Below are 18085 nucleotides of genomic sequence, written 5' to 3'. Positions count from 1 at the left end.
GTCGGCGGCGAGCACGCGTGCGGTGTCCACAGCGCGCTGATCCAGCTCGGTCCAGTCGGCCGGAACGCGTGGGGTGGTCAGCCGGTCGAGCTCATCGCTCACGCGGCGGCCGGAGATGAGGTCGTTGGCGGTCATGGGCGCGCACTCCTGTTGCTCTCGGTGTTCTGCGTGAGGTGGGGGGCCGTCAAGCGGGCCACAGCCGCGAGGTCTCGGGGTGGTCGTCGTCGATGAGGCGGTGCGCCAGGGCGATCGCCTCGTCCCGGTCGACGTTGTGCAGAGCGGGCTCCGACCTGGCAACGCCTTCCAGGACGGTGGCCAGCGCCTCGGCCGTGCTCGGAGACATGACGACTTCCCCGCTGCGCGCGTACCGGCGTCGCATCACGGTCGCGGCGTCCAGCAGCAGGCAGCGCTGTGCTTCGAGCAGGTCCGCTTCGCCTCTGATGTTTCCCATCGTCGAAATCCCTTCCTGCCGCGCCGGTTCCGCTGGAAACGGGCGCCGGGGAACGTGCCCCGGCGCCCGTGCCGACGGCCCCGCTGCGAAACCGGTCCGGTCGGGTCAGCGGATGAGGCTCTTGAGGGCCTTCGCGGCCGCGGCCGGGTCCTTCGCGCTGCGGATGGCGCCACCGGCGACCGCGACGGTCGCGCCGGCCTCCTGGACCGCGGCGATCGAATCACCCGTGATGCCACCGGCGATCGAGAACGGGACACCGGCCTGGCGACCGTCGTCCAGCAGCGCCTGGATCGAGTAGCCGGGCTTGGCCTGCTCGTCGAGCCCCGCGTGGATCTCCACGAAGGACACACCCATCTTCGACACCTCGCGGATGCGGGCCACGCGGTCGTCGACCACGGTGATCATGTCGGCGACGACGTCCTTGCCGTGCTTGCGCCCGGCGGCGACAGCTCCGCGCACGGTGTCGTCGTCGGCCGCACCCATCACGGTCACCAGGTCCGCGCCTGCGGCGAACGCGAGGTCGGCCTCCAGCTCACCGGCGTCAGCGGTCTTCATGTCGGCGAACACGAGCTTGTCGGGGTGGGCGGCCTTGATCGCCTTGATCGCGTCGAGCCCTTCGGCCTTGATCAGCGGCGTGCCCAGTTCGAGGATGTCCACGTGGTCGGCGGTCTGGCGCGCCAGGGTCAGCGCTTGGTCGAGCTGGGCGACGTCCAATGCAACCTGAAGCTTCACGGCAATCTCCTCAATTGTTGGTGCCCGGCGCATTTCAGGAATTCGCGCTTCGGTTCCGCAGCCGGAACGAGCGACGGCTTGTGACAGTGCAGGGCTTTCGGGGTGCCGGTCAACGTCGCCGGAACGAACGGCGGCCATCGAGGCACAAACGGCTGAGAACCCGCTCTCCTGCGGTGGTTTCCGCCCGGGCCGCGTCTCCGGAGATGGCCGTTGACGTGCGCGAACGGCAGGTGGCGGGCCGTTTGCGCGGACTCCGGTGCCGTTCGTTCCCGGCGGGGCGCTGTTCGTGACCGTCGTGTTGACCGGGCGAGTGAGCCCGTGCAGTCTCACCAACGCCGAATTCATCCCGGAATCCGACTGCGAGAAAAGCGGATTCGATCTTGCGGGACAGATCCAGCGACGTTCCCCGCGAATGATGCGGCCGGGTCCCTGGATTCCTCGACGAACACGTCCGACCGACCAGTGGAGAGTGTCTCAGATGACCGGAACGGGCACCGCTGATCACAACGCGGGTGACACGCTGAACCCGCCCCACTTCAGCTACGCGACGCTGGCGATCAGCGGCGAGGTGGACCGGGTGCGCCGGGCGGTGCACCCGGCCGCCTGGACGCGTGCCGGTGCGATGCTGCTCAACGCCCCGGCGGTGTTCACCGTCGGTTCCGGGCGCAGCGGCCTGGCCCTGCAGATGGCCGCGATGCGCTTCATGCACCTCGGGCTCGCCGCGCACGTCGTGGGCGAGACGACGACGCCCGCGATCGGACCCGGCGACGTCCTGGTCGCCGCATCCGGGTCCGGAACCACGAAGCGCGTGGTGCGGGCGGCTGAAACGGCGTGCGCCGAGGGCGCCAACGTGATCGCGCTGACCACGGCCGCCGACTCCGAGCTGGCCAAGATCGCGACCGAGGTCCTGGTGATCCCGGCCGCCGACAAGCAGGACTTCGACGGCAAGGCCTCCGAGCAGTACGGCGGGAGCCTGTTCGAGCAGTCCGTGCTGCTGCTCAGCGATGCGCTGTTCCACGCGCTGTGGAGGTCGAGCGGGACGCAGGCGCGCGAGTTGTGGCGCCTGCACGCGAATCTCGAATGACGCACGCCGCGGAACCATCCGACGGTCGACGCAGGGAGCCCGAGATGCAGCGGACCGCAACGCACATTCGCACCGACCTCCACACCCTGGAATCAGCGGCGCTGGCCGCGACGCACAGCGCGGCGCTCGCCAGCCGCGCCTGGGTGGGGCGGCACGACAAGGAGGCGGCCGACGCCGCGGCGACCGAGGCCATGCGCCGGGCCCTGGCCGGTGCCGCCGGCCGCGGCACGGTGGTCATCGGCGAAGGGGAGAAGGACGAAGCGCCGATGCTCTTCAACGGCGAAGTCGTGGGCGACGGCGGCGGCCCCGACTTCGACATCGCCGTGGACCCGCTCGAAGGGACCTCGTTCTGCGCCAAGAACCACCCGGGGGCGATGGCCACCATCGCCTTCGCCGAGCCGGGGACCCTCTGGTCACCGGGGCCGGGCTTCTACATGGACAAGATCGTGGTCCCGCCGCAGGCCAAGGGCGTCATCGATCTCGACCACCCGCCCGAGCAGACGCTGAAGAGGGTCGCCCTCGCGCTCGGCAAGCGGGTCCGCGACCTGCGCGTGGTGATCATGGACAAGCCCCGGCACCAGGAGCTGATCGCCCGGGTGCTCCGCGCGGGTGCCGCGGTGCACGCGCCCGCGGAAGGCGACGTCGGCGGCAGCCTCGAAGTGCTGCTGCCTGACGGGGACGCCGACCTGCTCCTGGGCATCGGCGGCACGCCGGAGGGCGTGATGACCGCTGCCGCGGTCCGGGCGCTGGGCGGCGACATGCTCGGCCGCCTCGCCCCGCAGCGCGAGGACGAGGCTGCTGCGATCCGCGAGGCGGGCATGAACGTCGACCGCGTCCTCACCCGCGACGAGCTGGTCGGCGGTGACGCGCTGTTCGCCGCGACCGGGGTCAGCGGCGGGTCGCTGCTGGACCGGCCGCGCGAGTCCGGCGGCACCGTGATCGCGGAATCGCTGCTGATCTCCAGCGGCCAGGTCCGCCGCGTCACCCACACCACGTTCGGTTCGCTCCCGGTGGCCCGCAGCTGAGTTCCGCGAGCCCACAGTCAGTTAGGAGATCCGGTGACACTGCACCTGGACGACCTGCGCGTTCGCCACCTCGGTGAGTGCCACCACGACTCACCGCTGGCCGAGCTGCTCGCCAACAAGCGGACTTCCCCGCACTACGTGGCCGAGGGCGATCGGGTCCTGCTGGAGGACACCGTGTCCATGCTCGCCGAGCACGGCCTCCCGCCGGAACGGTTGCCGAGCTTCGAGGCCGCCGGGCCGCGACGCAAGATTTACTTCGACCCGGCCCGGGTCACCGCGGGCATCGTCACCTGCGGCGGGCTGTGCCCGGGGCTCAACGACGTGATCCGCGGCCTCGTGCAGGAGCTGACCACGCAGTACGGGGTCGAGCGCATCCTGGGCTTCCGCAACGGCCTTCGGGGGCTGACGGCCCAGCACCGCGAGGACACCGTCGAGCTCACCCCCGACCGGGTGCGCGACATCCACAACGCGGGCGGCACGATCCTGGGCAGCTCGCGCGGTGCGCAGGACGCCGACGAGATGGTCGACAGCCTCCTGCTGCGGGGCATCAACGTCCTGTTCGTCATCGGGGGCGACGGGGGCATGAACGCCGCGACCCACCTCGCGGCCGCCATCCGGGCCCGCGACCTCGACATCGCCGTCATCGGCGTGCCCAAGACCATCGACAACGACCTGCCCTACACCGACCAGTCCTTCGGTTTCCAGAGCGCCTTCGCGCAGGCGGCGAACTTCATCTCCTCGGTGTCCATCGAGGCGGCCGCCAGCCCGGACGGGATCGGCATCGTGAAGCTGATGGGCAGGCATTCCGGGTTCATCGCCTGCTACGCCTCGCTGGCCCGCAACGCCGCCGACATCGTCCTCATCCCGGAGGTCCCCTTCGAGCTGGACGGCGAGGACGGGCTGCTGGCCAGGGTCGAGCGGCACGTCCGCGCGAAGGGCTTCGTGGTGATCGTGGTCGCCGAAGGAGCGGGGCAGGACCTGCTGGCCGAGCGCGGCCTGCTGGAGGGCGATGCCACCGATGCCTCCGGCAACGCCAAGCTCGGCGACATCGGGACGCTGCTGCGCGAGACGCTCACCGCGCACCTGACCGCGGCCGGCCTGGCGCCCACGGTGCGCTACATCGACCCCAGCTACGCGATCCGCAGCGTCACCGCCAACGCCTACGACAGCGTCTACTGCCTCCGGCTCGCCCACGCGGCCGTGCACGCGGCGATGGCGGGCCGGACGGAGACGGCGGTCGTGCGCTGGCGGCGGCGGTTCGTGCACGTCCCGATGCCGCTGATCATCAGCAAGCGCAACCAGGTCGATCCGGCCGGTGACCTGTGGATGTCGGTGCTCGAAGCGACCGGCAGGCTCGTCGGAAACCCGTCCGCCCGTCACCCGCTGCTCGTCGACGGATGACCCGCGGGGACCGCTGGTTGTCGCGGTGGTGCCGCTCGTGCGCCGTTCGCCAGCGGTCGTCGCGTACTGCTTGCCCGGCAAATCTCGCACGACGTAGCTTTCGGCCTGAGGTCATGAAGGCCGGAGCGCGAAGTCTCACGTGCACCTCGACCTCGGGATTCGTGGCGTGCTTCCCACGAGCTGGCGGTCCGTGCGCGACACCTCGGCGGCGTGGTTCGTCCGCGTGGTCGAGGTGAGCACCGAGCGGTCGTGCCCGCTTCGTGAGTCGACCAAAGGCGGTCCCAGATGGCAGACATGCACCGGCTCGACCTGCCGGCTCGCAAACCGCGCAAGGCGACGGTGTACGAGGTGTGGGAACGCTTCGTGCGCGGGGAGGACGACGTCCAGGGGGTGCGTCCCGAGGTGGCGCTGTCCTGGCACCGCTGCCGCGACCAGTACGGCGTCGATCCGTCGCTGACCGAAGCGCCGGTGGCCATAGCCGACGTCGACCACTCGCTGGAGCACGACGTGGTGTTCGCCGAGCTGGGGTTCCGCGCGGCCTCCGTGGTCGAGGAGGTGAGCAACATCGGCGGTGTCGTGACCATCGCCGACGCCACCGGACGGGTCCTGGCGGAGTGGGGCGACAAGGCCACCCGCTCGTTCGCCGCGAAGGCCAACCTCGCGCCCTGGTACTGCTGGTCGGAGTGCGCCACCGGGACCAACGGGATGGGCACGGCCCTGGAGACGACTTCGCCGGTGGTGATCCGCGGCGCGGAGCACTGGTGCCAGGCGTTCCACGACTGGACCTGCGCGGGAGTCGCCGTGCGCGACGTCGTGACGAAGGAACCGGTCGCGGTCCTCAACATCTCGTGCTGGCGCAGCGAGCTGCCCAAGGTGGCGGGTGCGTGGCTGAGCAACGCGGCCAGCAGGACGCAGTTGATGCTGCGGCGTCGTGCCCGCGACGCCGGGGGAGAGCTGGTCGCCGCCTACAACCACGTGCGGTCGCGCTCGGGCGTGTCGGTGGCGGCGCTGGATCCCGCCGGGCGGGTGGTGATCGCCGACGACAAGGCGAGCGTGCTGCTGGGGGTGCCGAGCTCGACGCCGGCGCCGGACCCTGCGGTGCGGTGGAACCCGCGGCTGCCGGAGCTGATCAAGGCCGCGCGCTACGCGGTCAAGCAGGCCTCCCGCAACCCGTCCTGGGTCGGGTCCACGCAGATCTTCACCCACCTCGCGGACGATCCGACGCCGATCAGCATCCGGCCGGTGTTCCTGTCCGGGAACCTCGTCGGGAACCTGGTGTCGTTCGGGGTGTCGGAGGGCGAGCAGCTGCCGCGGGCCGACGGCTCGGGAGGTTCCTCCGGCCAGGCGCGGGCGTCGCGGATCGTGGCCACGCGGGAGAACCGGATGGTGCTGCTGCGGGCTCCCGAGGTGGCCTTCGCCGAGTCCGAGGGCAACGACGTCTGGCTGTCCACCGACCAGGGACGCCTGCGGGCGGCGACGCCTGCGCTGGACAAGCTGGAGAAGGAGCTGGGCGACGCCGGTTTCCTGCGGGTCCACCGGCAGTACGTGGTCAACCTGGACCGCGTCCGCGAGGTGGAGCGGGGTTTCAAGGGTGAGTTGGCGCTGGTGATGGACGACGGGGGCAACACGATGGTGCCGGTGTCCCGTCGCAACGCTCCTGCTGTGCGGCGGGCGTTGGACATCTGAGGGCGCTCGGAGGGAGGTCGTCGTGCCGGAGAACCCGGACGCGGTTGCGGTCATCAGGAACTACGACGAGAGCGTGCGCAGGGTCGTCACCCGCACCCGGAACCATCCCGCTGCGGGTGGTGACGGCCGTGATTGGTGGCCTGACCGGCTGGACCTGGGAATCCTGTCCAAGCATCACCCGGCGGCGAATCCGCTGGGTTCCGACTTCGACTACGCCGCCGCGTTCGACCAGCTGGACCTGGAGGCTGTGGGCGCCGACATCGACCGCGTGCTGATCTCGTCGCAGGAGTGGTGGCCTGCGGACTTCGGGCACTACGGGCCGCTGGTGCTGCGGATGGCGTGGCACTGCGCGGGGACCTACCGGATCGGTGACGGCAGGGGCGGCCCCAGCTCCGGGATGCAGCGGTTCGCGCCGACCAACAGCTGGCCGGACAACCGCAACCTGGACAAGGCCCGGCGCCTGCTGTGGCCGGTGAAGCAGAAGTACGGGCGCAGCATCTCCTGGCCGGACCTGATGATCTTCGCGGGCAACCGGGCCCTGGAATCCATGGGCTTCCGCACCCTCGGCTTCGCCGGAGGCCGGGTCGAGACGTGGGAATCCGACGCCGACGTCTACTGGGGGCCGGAGCGCAGCTGGCTCGGCGATGAGCGCCACACGGGTGTGCGGGATCTGCAGGAGCCGCTGGCGGCCGACGAGATGGGGTTGATCTACGTCGATCCGCAGGGGCCGGCGACGGTGCCGGATCCCATCGCCGCGGGCCGCGCGATTCGCGAGACGTTCCGCCGGATGGCGATGAACGACGAGGAGACCGTCGCGCTGATCGTCGGTGGACACACGTTCGGCAAGACCCACGGTGCCGCCGATCCCGCCCGGTACTTGGCCGCTGATCCCGAGGGTGCGGGGTTGGAGTCCCAGGGTTTGGGTTGGAGCAGCAGTTTCGGCTCGGGCAGCGGTGCGGATGCGATCTCGACCGGGTTGGAGGGGATCTGGACGCCGACGCCGACGCGGTGGGACAACTCGTTCTTGGAGACGTTGTTCGCCTATGAGTGGGACGTGGTGCTGAGCCCGGCGGGGTTGTGGCAGTGGGTCCCGCGTGAAGGGCAGGGGCATGGCACGGTGCCCGACGCTCACGACCCCGCCAAGCGGCACACGCCGACGATGCTGACCACGGACCTGGCACTGCAGGAAGACCCCGCCTACGAGCGGATCGCACGCCGCTACCTCGCCCGCCCGGAGCAGCTGGCCGAGGCCTTCGCCCACGCCTGGTTCAAACTCACCCACATCGACATGGGACCCCGCCACCGCTACCTCGGGCCCCTCGTGCCGCAACAGCGGATGATCTGGCAGGACCCCATCCCCGAACGCGACCACGACCTCATCGACGACACCGACATCACCGAGCTCAAAACCCACATCCTCGACTCGGGAATCCCGGTACCGGACCTGGTGTTCACCGCCTGGGCCTCGGCCGCGACCTACCGCGACAGCGACAAACGCGGCGGCACCAACGGAGCCCGACTCCGCCTGCAACCCCAAACCGACTGGGACATCAACGACCCCGAGACAGTCCGACCCGTCCTGGCCGCCCTGGAGGCGATCCAGCACCGCTTCAACACCGAACACACCACCGGAAAACAAGTCTCACTCGCCGACCTCATCGTCCTCGCCGGCTGCACCGCCATCGAACACGCCAACGGCGGCCACCCCGTGCCCTTCACACCCGGCCGCACCGACGCCACCCAAGACTCCACCGACATCGACTCCTTCGCCGCACTGCACCCCACCGCCGACGGATTCCGCAACCACACCGGCCCGAAAACCCCCCTGCGCCCCGAACACCACCTCATCGACCACGCCAACCAACTCACCCTCAGCGTCCCCGAGATGACCGCCCTCCTCGGCGGACTCCGCGCCCTCAACACCAACCACCACCGCACACCACTCGGCATCCTCACCACCCGACCCGGCGAACTCACCAACGACTTCTTCGTCAACCTCCTGGACATGAGGACCGAATGGGTCGCGGACCCCGGACGGCGCGGCACCTACGAAGGGCGTGACCGCGTCACCGGGGAAACGCGATGGCGTGCGAGCCGGGTCGACCTCGTTCTCGGATCTCACCCTGAGCTGCGCGCGGTCTCCGAGTTCTACGCCGCCGAGCCGGAGAGGTTCGCGCGGGATTTCGCAGCGGCCTGGGACAAGGTCATGAACCTCGGTATGCCGAGCCGCCGCTGACGCATTCCGCGCATCGCGTTCGGAGGAATCCTCCGGTCCCGAACATCGGGGCCGGAGGATTCCTCCTGTCTATTTCCAGACCCCGGGTGAATCGACCTCACGGCGCTTCTGCCTGATGAAATCCTTTCGTTCGTACGGGAAATCGACCCATTCGGCGGAATCGTCGCCGCAATGCGCTGACCAGGGGCGGAACCGAGTGCGGCGAAGCCTCCCCGAGCACCAACACCGTTGGGCGGTAGTTGATTCCGGGCGAGCGGTGCAGTCGGGCGGGTTAGCGGTCAGCTCTTCCCGATCGGGTTCCCGGACCGTAAAGTTCCGGAGTATCACAGGTTAAATCGATCGGTACTCGGGCCTGGCGATCACGATTCGAACCGCCGTTGAGCCGGCCACCAAGTACCTGTGGAGGGGCAGTTCGCTCCAGACCGCTGAGTGTTGTTGTCAGTGGCTGAGTTTCGCCCCGATCAGCGGAATCGGGACACGCGTGTCGCCGCGGATTCCGCGAAGGATCCGGAAGTGGATTCCAACTGAGGAGGTGAGGTCCGATGACGTCAACCCAGGAGCGCGAAGACCTTCTGAACGAACTCGGATTGGGCGAGCAGAACAACGCGGCCATCGGTCGCGTGCTGGGGACCGGGAACATCGTGCGGGCCACCGAGCGGCCCGACGGCACGATGGAAGCGACCATCCGCATCCGGGAGGACGAGATCGCCTGGGACCCGGCGATCCTGGTCCTGCCGCACGGTGGCGACGTCGAGCTCACGGTCATCAACGACGACAAGAACACCCACGCCTGCTTGCTTCCGAGCAACGGGGACAAGAAGTTCCTCTGGCTGCTGAACCACTCCAAGGGCCGGGCGAAGATCAACCTCGATGGTCCTGGCTACTACTGGTACAGCTCGCCCGGTGGCAACGACGAGGGCCGTGGTCTGACCGCCGCCATCGTCGTGCTCGGCGAAGTGCCGCCGGAAGCCCGTCTCGACCGCCCCGACCAGCCGCGCCGGTAGAAAGGACCTGACCGATGACAGTCGAATACGTGGACGCCGGTGACGCCATCGACCACGGAGCGCTCAGCGCAGTCACGGGAAGCGCTCCCGCGGTCACCGACAACATCGACTACGAGCGCATCCTCAACGCGCGTTCCGAATCGCACAACTGGATCACCTACTACGGCGATTACGACGGGAAGCGCTACAGCCTCCTGGACCAGATCAACACCGAGAACGTCAACCGGCTCGGGCCGGTGTGGATGTTCCAGGCCGGCGCCTCCGGCCAGATCGCCGGTGCCTCGACCTACGCGTTCGAGACCTGTCCGCTGGTGGTGGACGGCGTCATGTACGTGACCGGCTGGGACGGCTGGTTCTGGGCGCTGGACGCCAAGACCGGCGAGCAGCTCTGGCGCTACAAGCACGCGGTGCCCTTCGACGTGTCGCTGTGCTGCGGCAACGTCAACCGCGGCTCCGCCGTGGCCAACGGCAAGGTCTACTTCGTGACCCCCAACGCCCACCTGCTGGCCCTGGACGCCACCTCGGGCAAGAAGGTCTGGGAGAAGACCATCGGCGACGTGCGCGCGGGCGAGAGCGCCTCGCTGGCTCCGCTGGTGGTCAAGGACACGCTGATCACCGGCAGCGCCGGCGGCGAGTTCGGTGTGCGCGGCCACATCGACTGCTGGGACCTGGAGACCGGTGAGCAGCGCTGGCGCTGCTACACGGTTCCCAAGCCCGGCGAGCCGGGGTCCGAGACCTGGCCCGAGGACGGTGAGGCGTGGGCCCGCGGCGGCGCGAACCACTGGGTCACCGGCACCTACGACCCGGACACGAACCTGTACTACGCGGGCACCGGCAACCCCGCTCCCGACTTCGACGGGGCGGTGCGCCCGGGCGACAACCTCTACACCGACAGCGTCGTCGCGGTCGACGTCGACACCGGTGAGATCAAGTGGCACTACCAGTTCACCCCGCACGACCTCTGGGACTACGACTCCACCATGGAGATGACCCTGTTCGAGAGGGACGGGAAGAAGCTGCTCGGCCACTTCGACAAGAACGGCTACTTCTTCGTGCTCGACCGCACCAACGGCGAGCTGCAGCACGTGACGCCGTTCGTGGACCGGATCGACTGGGGCACCATCACCCGCGACGGCAAGGTGACCCCGCGCAAGTACCCGGACAAGGAAGGCGAGCCGGTCCACTTCTACCCCGGCCCTGCCGGTGCCAAGGAGTGGACGCACGCCGCCTACAGCCCGCGCACCGACATGTTCTACGTGCCGGTCGCCGACGTCGGCGCCACCGCGACCCGGCGGCGCCGCGAGTTCAAGGAGGGCATGCCCTACTGGGGTGCCGCCGTCCAGGTGGACATCGACAACATGGCCGGGTCGGTCAGCGCGTTCGACTCCCACGGCGAGGAGAAGTGGCGCTGGCGCAACCCGTACCCGATGGCCGCGTCGGTTCTCGCCACCGCGGGAGACGTCGTGTTCGCCGGTACGCCGACGGGCGAGTTCCTGGCGCTCGACGCCCGCACGGGTGAGGAGCTCTGGAAGTTCCAGTGCGGCAGCGGTCACCACGGCAGCGCCATGACCTACTCGGTTGACGGCAAGCAGTACGTCGCCGTGCCCGTGGGTTGGGGCGGCTGGTTGGAGGGGATCATCCCCGGCATGCTCGGCGCCGGCCACGGCAGCGCGCTGATCGTGTTCGCGCTGCCCGACTGATCAGCGCACCCCACGCCGTCGCGCGGCGTGGCGGGGTGAAGCACGAGACCTCCGGCCGGGTGCGAGCCAAGGCCCACCCGGCCGGAGGTCGTCGTACTCGCGGCGGCCGGATCGTGGACCGGTCGCCGAAGACCTGTTGCTGGCATACATCAGGAGTGGCGCACGGAGGCCAGGCGGCGTGTGAGGTTCCGTTACCCGCACCGCCAAGCAAGGCGATTCTGCAAGAACCCCTGAGGGAGGAGGATGCGGTGGGCGAGACGCGACGTGTGGTCGGCATCCGAGGGGACCGGCAGGTCCTGTTCGACATCGCTGAGGTGATCGTGGCCGAATCCGTCGGGAGGGCGGTCTGGCTCAGGACCGACCTCGGGCGCTTCCGGTGCGCGACCGACGGAATAGACAACATCGACGACAAGTACGCGGCGTGCGGGTTCGTCCGCGTTCATCGGAGCTTCCTGGTGAACCTCAACCGCGTGCGCGAGGTGACCAGGAAGGACGGCGGGGAGCTGGAGCTCACCGTCGAGAACTACGGCTGGATCGTCCCGGTGTCCCGTCGCCGCGCGAAGTTCGTCACCGAGGCGCTGGGCCTCTGAGAAGCGCTGCGGCGACATAGGACTCCGCCATCTCCGCACCCGTTCCGCGCATCGCGCCGCGTCCCGAGTGGTTCGGCGTCGTGCAGCGGAACGGGTGCGGCTTCGTGCGTTCGGGGGCGGGAGCCTTCTGGACGAAACCTGATGAGAACTCCCGGGAATATCGCGATCACCAGAAGAATACGCACGGAGAACTCCGCGGTGCAATGGTCTTGGACGATCATTTCCGCCCGGTGGCGGGGGAGGCCCGTTCGTGCCGCGCCCGTCCCTGTTCGTGCTGAAATCGTTGACCGGCAACGAGACTCGTTGCAGCCTGGCGATTCCAGCAGAGCCGCAGAAGGCTGCCGGAGGACGAAACGCGCGACGGCGAACGGATTCCCATCGGTCGGTCGCGACGGCTCTCGTGCGAACGCAGCGCGCTAGGAGGCGCAACGACACATGGCTACCTTGACCGAAGTCGCTCACGCGCTCGTCTCCGACCGGCGAGGAGTGCTCGCCGCCGACGAGAGCATCTCCACGATGTCCAGCCGGTTGGAAGGCGTCGGGGTCGCGCCGACGGACGAGAACCGGCGCACCTACCGCGAACTCATCGTCACGACACCGGGTCTGGTCGATTCCATCAGCGGGATCATCCTGGCCGACGACACCCTGCGCCAGCGGCTGTCGGACGGGCGCACCTTCCCCGACGCGCTCGCGGACCTCGGAATCCTGGCGGGCATCAAGGTCGACACCGGTGCGAAGCCGCTCGCCGGGGCTGACGGGGAGAAGGTCACCGAGGGGCTCGACGGGCTGCGCGAGCGCGTCGCCGAGTACGTGAGCCTGGGGGCGAGCTTCGCCAAGTGGCGCGCGGTGATCTCGATCGGCAGCGGTTTGCCCTCCGCGCGCGCGGTGCGCGCCAACGTGCACGGGCTCGCGCGCTACGCCGGCCTCTGCCAGGAAGGGGGGCTGGTGCCGATCGTCGAGCCCGAGGTCCTGATGGACGGTGACCACTCGCTCGCCCAGTGCCAGCACGTGACGCGAGTGGTGCTGCGGGCGCTGTTCGACGAGCTGGTGCTGATGCAGGTGAAGCTGGACGAGATGGTCCTCAAGCCCAACATGGTCGTGGCGGGCAAGGACTGCCCGGATCAGCCTGAGGTGGCCGAGGCGGCGCAGACCACTGTGGACACGCTGCGCGAGACGGTTCCGGCGGCGGTGCCGGGGATCGCGTTCCTCTCCGGCGGCCAGAGCCCGGAGCTGGCGACCCGGCACCTGGGCGCCATGCAGAACTGCGGGGCGCTGCCGTGGGAGCTGACCTACTCGTTCGGGCGCGCGCTGGTCGGTCCCGCACTGGAGACCTGGCGCGGCGATGACAGCCGGTGGCAGGCCGCGCAGGAGGCGCTCTCCGGTCGCGCCGTCGCGAACGCCGCCGCCCGCTGAGCGCGAAGACCGGCCCGGCGTCCGCGCTGGGCCGGTCCAAAGGTGGCAGGAACCCTGTCAATTGAATGGTGCCTCAGGTCACAACTCCTTGAGGCAACGCCGTTCACGGGATCAGGATCATCACCAAACGATCAGGAACCCTGATGACAGGAGATCGCGATGCCCGAGGGAACCACGTGGGGGGACACCGTTCTCGTCGATTTCGACGAGGGAATCGCGTGGGTGACGCTCAACCGTCCCGAGAAGCGCAACGCGATGAATCCGGCGCTCAACGACGAGATGGTGCGCACCCTCGACGCCCTCGAAGCCGACCCGCGGTGCCGGGTCCTGGTGCTCACGGGCGCCGGTGAGGCCTGGTCCGCGGGCATGGATCTCAAGGAGTACTTCCGCGACGTCGACGAGTCCGACGACCCGTCGCTGCAGATCCGGGTTCGCCGCGCCAGCGCCGAGTGGCAGTGGAAGCGGCTGGCGCACTGGTCCAAGCCGACGATCGCGATGGTCAACGGCTGGTGCTTCGGCGGTGCCTTCACCCCGCTGGTGTCCTGCGACCTGGCGATCACCGACGAGGACGCGCAGTACGGTCTGTCGGAGATCAACTGGGGCATCCCGCCCGGTGGCGTCGTCACCCGCGCGCTGGCCGCGACCGTGAGCCAGCGCGACGCGCTGTACTTCATCATGACCGGCGAGACCTTCGACGGCCGACGGGCCGCCGAGATGCGTCTGGTCAACGAAGCGGTCCCGGCCGACCGGCTGCGGAGCCGCACCCGCGAGCTCGCGCTGAAGCTCGCCTCGACGAACCCGGTGGTGCTGCGCGCGGCGAAGGCCGGTTACAAGGTCGCGCGCGACATGCCGTGGGAGCAGGCCGAGGACTACCTGTACGCGAAGCTGGAGCAGTCGCAGTTCCTGGACGCCGCCCGCGGCCGGGAGAGGGGCATGGCGCAGTTCCTGGACGAGAAGTCCTACCGCCCAGGCCTGTCCGCCTACACCGCCGACTGACCGGTGGAGGGGCGTGCGAGCGCAAGCCCCGGAAGCGTGCGCGATGATGGGGCGGTGACCAGTCACCACAACGCCGAGCCGCGCACGCTCTACCTCGTCAAGCGCCTGGAACTGGCGATCCGGGCGCGGATGGACGAGGCGCTGCGCCCGCACGGACTGACGACGGTGCAGTTCACGGCGCTGACCGCGCTGCGGCAGCGCGACGGTCTCAGCTCGGCCCAGCTCGCCCGTCGCTCGTTCGTGACGCCGCAGACGATGAACGAGATGGTGCGCTGGTTGGAGGATCACGGGCACATCCAGCGCCACCGCGACCCGGCCAACCGGCGGGTGCTGCTGATCTCGCTCACCGACAACGGGCGGGAGGTCCTGCGCCGCTGCGACGAGCTGATCGAGGCGATCGAGGACGAGATGCTCGCCGCGATCCCCGAGGTGCAGCGCCCGCTGTTCCGGCAGAGCCTCATCTTCGGCTACACCGCCCTCAACCCCCACGAGACCACCTGACGCCGGGCCCGGGGAGTCAGGGGTCCTTGCAGAATGCGGCGGAGCCGTTGTTTCAGGTGTGGGACTCAGCCCCGCACCGCCGCGGGTTCTCACACGTCGTCTGGCGAGTACGCCGCGACGCCGTGTATTGGCATACAAAAGGAGTGGCGCACGGAGTCCAGGCGGCGTGTGAGGTTCCGCTACCCGCACCGCCAAGCAAGGTGATCCTGAAATGACCCCTCAGTAGCGCCGGTCGATGACGGAGTTGTTGTTGGCGAACCAGCGGATGTAGCCGTTCTGGAAGTTGTTCTGCCGACCGCCCGAGACCGAGAACTCGCCGGTCGTCGGGTAACCCAGGTACGAGCGCTCCCAGCCCAGCGCCGCCCACCGCTCGCGGATCCGGCCGTAGACCTCGTGCGACCACGTCTGGGGCGTCCAGTAGATCGAGGACGCCTTGCTGAAGTGGTTGTAGCGGCCGACCTGGTCGGGAGTGATCGACTCGTCGGTGGCCGGATAGCCCAGGGGCCCGGTCTCCCAGCCGAGCCGACTCCACAGGTCGCGGATCGCGCCCCAGGTGCCGTGCGCACCGGTCTGCGGCGTCCAGTAGATCGACGACGCCTTGCTGAAGTGGTTGAAGCGGCCGACGCCGTCGGGCGTCCCGGTCTCGTCGGTGGTCGGGTACCCGACGGGACCGGCCTCCCAGCCCAGACGGCTCCACTGCTCGTGGATCGCGCCCCACACGGCGTGCGCACCGGTCGGCTGCGTCCAGTAGACCGAGGCGCCGAAGGCGAAGTGGTTGTAGCGGCCGACGTCGTCCGGTGTGGCCGTCTCGTCCGTGGTGGGTGCGCCGAGGAACGCGTGCCCGCCGCGTTCGAGGTACTTGGGCAGGATCGCGCCGTGGATCTCGTGCACGCCGGTCTCCCTGCTCCAGTAGAGCCTGCCGTCGCGGTAGGGGCGGTAGTGCACCGGACCGTCGGTGACCTCCGGTCCCGCGGGCGGTCCCAGCAGCGCGCGCAGCCCGGGATCGGAGTCGTAGCGCTGGTCGATGGGCGAGGCGTACTCGGCGTTGAGCGTCTGGTCGCCCGGGCCCATGGTGATGATCCTGGACCGCTCCGTCGGCCCGTCGGACCACCGCGCGAACGTCGATCCGCCGTCGGTGGCGGTGGCCGCCGCCAGCACGTCGAGCTCCGCGCCCTCGGTGACCTTCGCCGAGCTGGCTCCGCCCTCGGTGGGGATCTGCAGCACCGCGGGGACGTTGCTGGTCAAGGTCAGCAGGTGTTCGCGGGGCACGGCGGTGAAGGTCTTCGACGTGCTGACGCCCTCGGAATCGGTTGCGGTGGCGGTGAACTTCATCCGCGAGTCCGGGTGATCGGTGAACGCGGAGTCGAAGTTCTCGCCCTGACCGCCCGACCCGGGGTGGTCGTGGCACGTGGCCTCCTCGGCGCAGTGCACGACCGAGCTCGTCCACGTCACCTCCGCCAGGCCGTCCTCGGCGTCGGACGCGGTGGCCGTCAGGTGGATCGGGTCGCCCACCGCGAAGTCCGCCTGCGAGGGCGGGGTCAGCGTCAGCTCGGGGGAGTGGTTGGACGGGGCCACCACGACGTCGGCCGTGCCGGTCGCGCCGAGCGGGTCCCGCACGGTCAGCCGTGCGGTGAAGCGCGGGGTCCCGGGCGCGTAGGTGTGCGTCGCGCGGACACCCGCGCCCGTCGTGCCGTCGCCGAAGTCCCAGGCGTAGCTCAGCGCGTCGCCGTCGAAGTCGATCGACCCCGACCCGTCGAAGGTGACCGTGCGGGTCGCCGGGTCCGTGGCGGTGGTCGCCGAGGCGACCGGCGGGTTGTTGGCGGCGGAGTAGCTGAGCCTGCGCAGCGATCCGCCGTAGATGTCGGCGTAGACCACGTCGCCGTTGGGCGCGGCCTCGAACTTGACCGGTCCGCCGATGTCGGTGCCCAGCGGTGGGCTCTGCGGCGGCTGCACCAGATTCCCCTGCTCGTCCATCCGCAGGGTCCACATCTTGCGCTGGCTGTAGTCGCCGAAGAAGTACGCGCCGCGGTAGGACTCCGGGTAGCTCTCACCGCGGTAGACGATCCCGCCGGTGACGCTGTTGCCCTCGTCGATCCCGCTGCCGTGGCGGTACTCCCACACCGGGGGAGTGTTGGCGACGTTGGCGCACTCGGGCCGGTCGGCGTAGCCGGGGGCGAGGTGGTCGCCCTCCCAGCACGGCCACTTGTAGTGCTGGCCCGGGCGCACGAAGTCGACCTCCTCCCACGTGCCGTAGCCGACGTCGCCGACGACCGGCGTCCCGGTGGAGGGGTCCAGCGACAGGCGGAACGGACTGCGGAAACCGGACGCGTACACGCGGCTGCGCCACGACGCCGGGTTCGACGCCTGGTAGTGCGGGTTGCTCGCGACCCCGCGGCCGTCCGGCGTGATGTGCACGATCTTGCCCGCGGGAGAGTCGAGGTTGAAGGTCTGGAACGCGGCCGGGTCGGTGAACCGGAAGCTCGCCAGGTCACCGATGGACACCCAGAGCGTGCCGTCCTGCGCGGCGACGATGCCGGTGATCGCGTGGACGTCGGAGAAGCTCCTGGTCTCGAAGATCACCCGCTCGTTGACGATCCGCGTCGGCTCGGGGCTGCCCTCCACCGTCCAGGCCGACAACCGCAGCAGGTAGCCGTCGGCGGCGTCGGGAACGGCGCGGGCCAGGTAGATCTGGCGGGAGGTCGCGAAGTCGGGCGCCGCGGCGACGCCGACCAGCCCGAGGTCCTGCACGGTGTCGACCGGCAAGGTGCCCAGCGTGTTGACCTTCCCGCCCGGCGAGACCCACGCGACCTTGCCCTGCTTGCCGGTGCTGAGCACGCTGTTGTCCGGCAGGAAGGTGAAATCCGTCAGGTCGTAGGCCGCCTGCCCGCTGGGCTGGTCGCGCAGCACGAACCCGGGCGGCAGCGCGGGCGCGGCCGAAGCGGGCTGGGGTGTGGCGACGGTCAGCAGCCCGGCCGCCATCGCGAGCGCGCACAGCACCGCGCTCGCCGCAGATCTCCTCCTGCTGCCCATGACCGCCCGCCCCCAGGAAGGGTGAAAATCGCCAACAAACTGTCGCCCGCGCCGATGCGGATGACCAGGGACCATTGACCCGGTCCAACCGATCGGCCGCGCGGAACCCACCGGTCGGCCCAACGGCGCGGGGTGTGAGGGTGGGCACTTGATCGGGGGAGGACCAGGGCCTCGGCGATCACGAGCTCGTAGGCTGGACGGTCTGCCGCGCGTGGCTCAAGCGGAGCACGCGCTCG

The 18085-nt window shown here is 69.6% G+C and carries 14 protein-coding genes; 11 read left to right on the top strand and 3 right to left on the bottom strand.

Going from position 1 to position 18085, the window contains the following annotated elements:
* Positions 1-184 precede the first annotated feature (184 nt).
* Entirely contained in the window at positions 185-451 is a 267-nt protein-coding gene (locus tag ACYVF3_RS10650; protein WP_461154052.1) for a hypothetical protein, read from the bottom strand.
* 105 nt (positions 452-556) lie between these two features.
* Positions 557-1183 carry a 3-hexulose-6-phosphate synthase gene (gene hxlA, locus ACYVF3_RS10645; protein WP_461154051.1) on the bottom strand — a complete coding sequence of 209 codons (627 nt, stop codon included), beginning with the start codon at positions 1181-1183 and terminating at the stop codon, positions 557-559.
* A 478-nt stretch (positions 1184-1661) separates the two neighbouring features.
* Here hxlA and hxlB point away from each other — a divergent pair, with 478 nt between their 5' ends.
* The 11 genes from hxlB (at position 1662) to ACYVF3_RS10590 (ending at position 14819) form a co-directional block, all read left to right on the top strand.
* Positions 1662-2267 (top strand): 6-phospho-3-hexuloisomerase, encoded by a 606-nt coding sequence (gene hxlB, locus ACYVF3_RS10640; protein WP_461154050.1) that lies wholly within the window; start codon positions 1662-1664, stop codon positions 2265-2267.
* Positions 2268-2311: 44 nt separating this feature from the next.
* Positions 2312-3292 carry a class II fructose-bisphosphatase gene (gene glpX, locus ACYVF3_RS10635; protein WP_461154049.1) on the top strand — a complete coding sequence of 327 codons (981 nt, stop codon included), beginning with the start codon at positions 2312-2314 and terminating at the stop codon, positions 3290-3292.
* Positions 3293-3325: 33 nt separating this feature from the next.
* Positions 3326-4693 (top strand): ATP-dependent 6-phosphofructokinase, encoded by a 1368-nt coding sequence (locus tag ACYVF3_RS10630; protein ID WP_461154048.1) that lies wholly within the window; start codon positions 3326-3328, stop codon positions 4691-4693.
* A gap of 285 nt (positions 4694-4978) precedes the next feature.
* Positions 4979-6379 carry a LytTR family transcriptional regulator DNA-binding domain-containing protein gene (locus ACYVF3_RS10625; protein ID WP_461154047.1) on the top strand — a complete coding sequence of 467 codons (1401 nt, stop codon included), beginning with the start codon at positions 4979-4981 and terminating at the stop codon, positions 6377-6379.
* 22 nt (positions 6380-6401) lie between these two features.
* The gene (katG, locus tag ACYVF3_RS10620) at positions 6402-8615 is read left to right on the top strand and encodes a catalase/peroxidase HPI (RefSeq protein WP_461154046.1); all 2214 of its coding nucleotides are present in this window, start codon (positions 6402-6404) and stop codon (positions 8613-8615) included.
* A 542-nt stretch (positions 8616-9157) separates the two neighbouring features.
* Positions 9158-9619: an MSMEG_3727 family PQQ-associated protein gene (locus ACYVF3_RS10615; RefSeq protein WP_145736132.1), complete on the top strand. Its 462-nt coding sequence runs from the start codon at positions 9158-9160 to the stop codon at positions 9617-9619.
* Between the two features lie 14 nt (positions 9620-9633).
* Positions 9634-11319 (top strand): PQQ-dependent dehydrogenase, methanol/ethanol family, encoded by a 1686-nt coding sequence (locus tag ACYVF3_RS10610; RefSeq protein WP_461154045.1) that lies wholly within the window; start codon positions 9634-9636, stop codon positions 11317-11319.
* Positions 11320-11567: 248 nt separating this feature from the next.
* A complete protein-coding gene (locus tag ACYVF3_RS10605) occupies positions 11568-11909 on the top strand; it encodes a LytTR family DNA-binding domain-containing protein (protein ID WP_461154044.1) in 342 nt (113 codons plus the stop codon).
* A gap of 435 nt (positions 11910-12344) precedes the next feature.
* Positions 12345-13322: a class I fructose-bisphosphate aldolase gene (locus ACYVF3_RS10600; RefSeq protein ID WP_461154043.1), complete on the top strand. Its 978-nt coding sequence runs from the start codon at positions 12345-12347 to the stop codon at positions 13320-13322.
* A gap of 159 nt (positions 13323-13481) precedes the next feature.
* Positions 13482-14318 carry a p-hydroxycinnamoyl CoA hydratase/lyase gene (locus ACYVF3_RS10595; RefSeq protein WP_461154042.1) on the top strand — a complete coding sequence of 279 codons (837 nt, stop codon included), beginning with the start codon at positions 13482-13484 and terminating at the stop codon, positions 14316-14318.
* 54 nt (positions 14319-14372) lie between these two features.
* Positions 14373-14819, top strand: a complete 447-nt coding sequence (locus ACYVF3_RS10590; RefSeq protein ID WP_461154041.1) for a MarR family winged helix-turn-helix transcriptional regulator — start codon at positions 14373-14375, stop codon at positions 14817-14819.
* Between the two features lie 219 nt (positions 14820-15038).
* Here ACYVF3_RS10590 and ACYVF3_RS10585 read toward each other — a convergent pair whose 3' ends face one another.
* Positions 15039-17849 carry a PQQ-dependent sugar dehydrogenase gene (locus ACYVF3_RS10585; RefSeq protein WP_461154040.1) on the bottom strand — a complete coding sequence of 937 codons (2811 nt, stop codon included), beginning with the start codon at positions 17847-17849 and terminating at the stop codon, positions 15039-15041.
* Positions 17850-18085 lie beyond the last annotated feature (236 nt).

This window comes from Saccharopolyspora tripterygii, from assembly GCF_054778355.1.
The sequence above is the reverse complement of the archived record's forward strand: the minus strand, read 5'-3'. Positions and strand labels throughout refer to the sequence as shown.

Excerpts from the sequence above, each read along its gene's own strand:
- ACYVF3_RS10650 (WP_461154052.1), bottom strand. The coding sequence starts at position 451 with ATGGGAAACATCAGAGGCGAAGCGGACCTGCTCGAAGCACAGCGCTGC.
- hxlB (WP_461154050.1), top strand. The coding sequence starts at position 1,662 with ATGACCGGAACGGGCACCGCTGATCACAACGCGGGTGACACGCTGAAC.
- glpX (WP_461154049.1), top strand. The coding sequence starts at position 2,312 with ATGCAGCGGACCGCAACGCACATTCGCACCGACCTCCACACCCTGGAA.
- ACYVF3_RS10625 (WP_461154047.1), top strand. The coding sequence starts at position 4,979 with ATGGCAGACATGCACCGGCTCGACCTGCCGGCTCGCAAACCGCGCAAG.
- ACYVF3_RS10615 (WP_145736132.1), top strand. The coding sequence starts at position 9,158 with ATGACGTCAACCCAGGAGCGCGAAGACCTTCTGAACGAACTCGGATTG.
- ACYVF3_RS10610 (WP_461154045.1), top strand. The coding sequence starts at position 9,634 with ATGACAGTCGAATACGTGGACGCCGGTGACGCCATCGACCACGGAGCG.
- ACYVF3_RS10600 (WP_461154043.1), top strand. The coding sequence starts at position 12,345 with ATGGCTACCTTGACCGAAGTCGCTCACGCGCTCGTCTCCGACCGGCGA.
- ACYVF3_RS10595 (WP_461154042.1), top strand. The coding sequence starts at position 13,482 with ATGCCCGAGGGAACCACGTGGGGGGACACCGTTCTCGTCGATTTCGAC.
- ACYVF3_RS10585 (WP_461154040.1), bottom strand. The coding sequence starts at position 17,849 with ATGGGCAGCAGGAGGAGATCTGCGGCGAGCGCGGTGCTGTGCGCGCTC.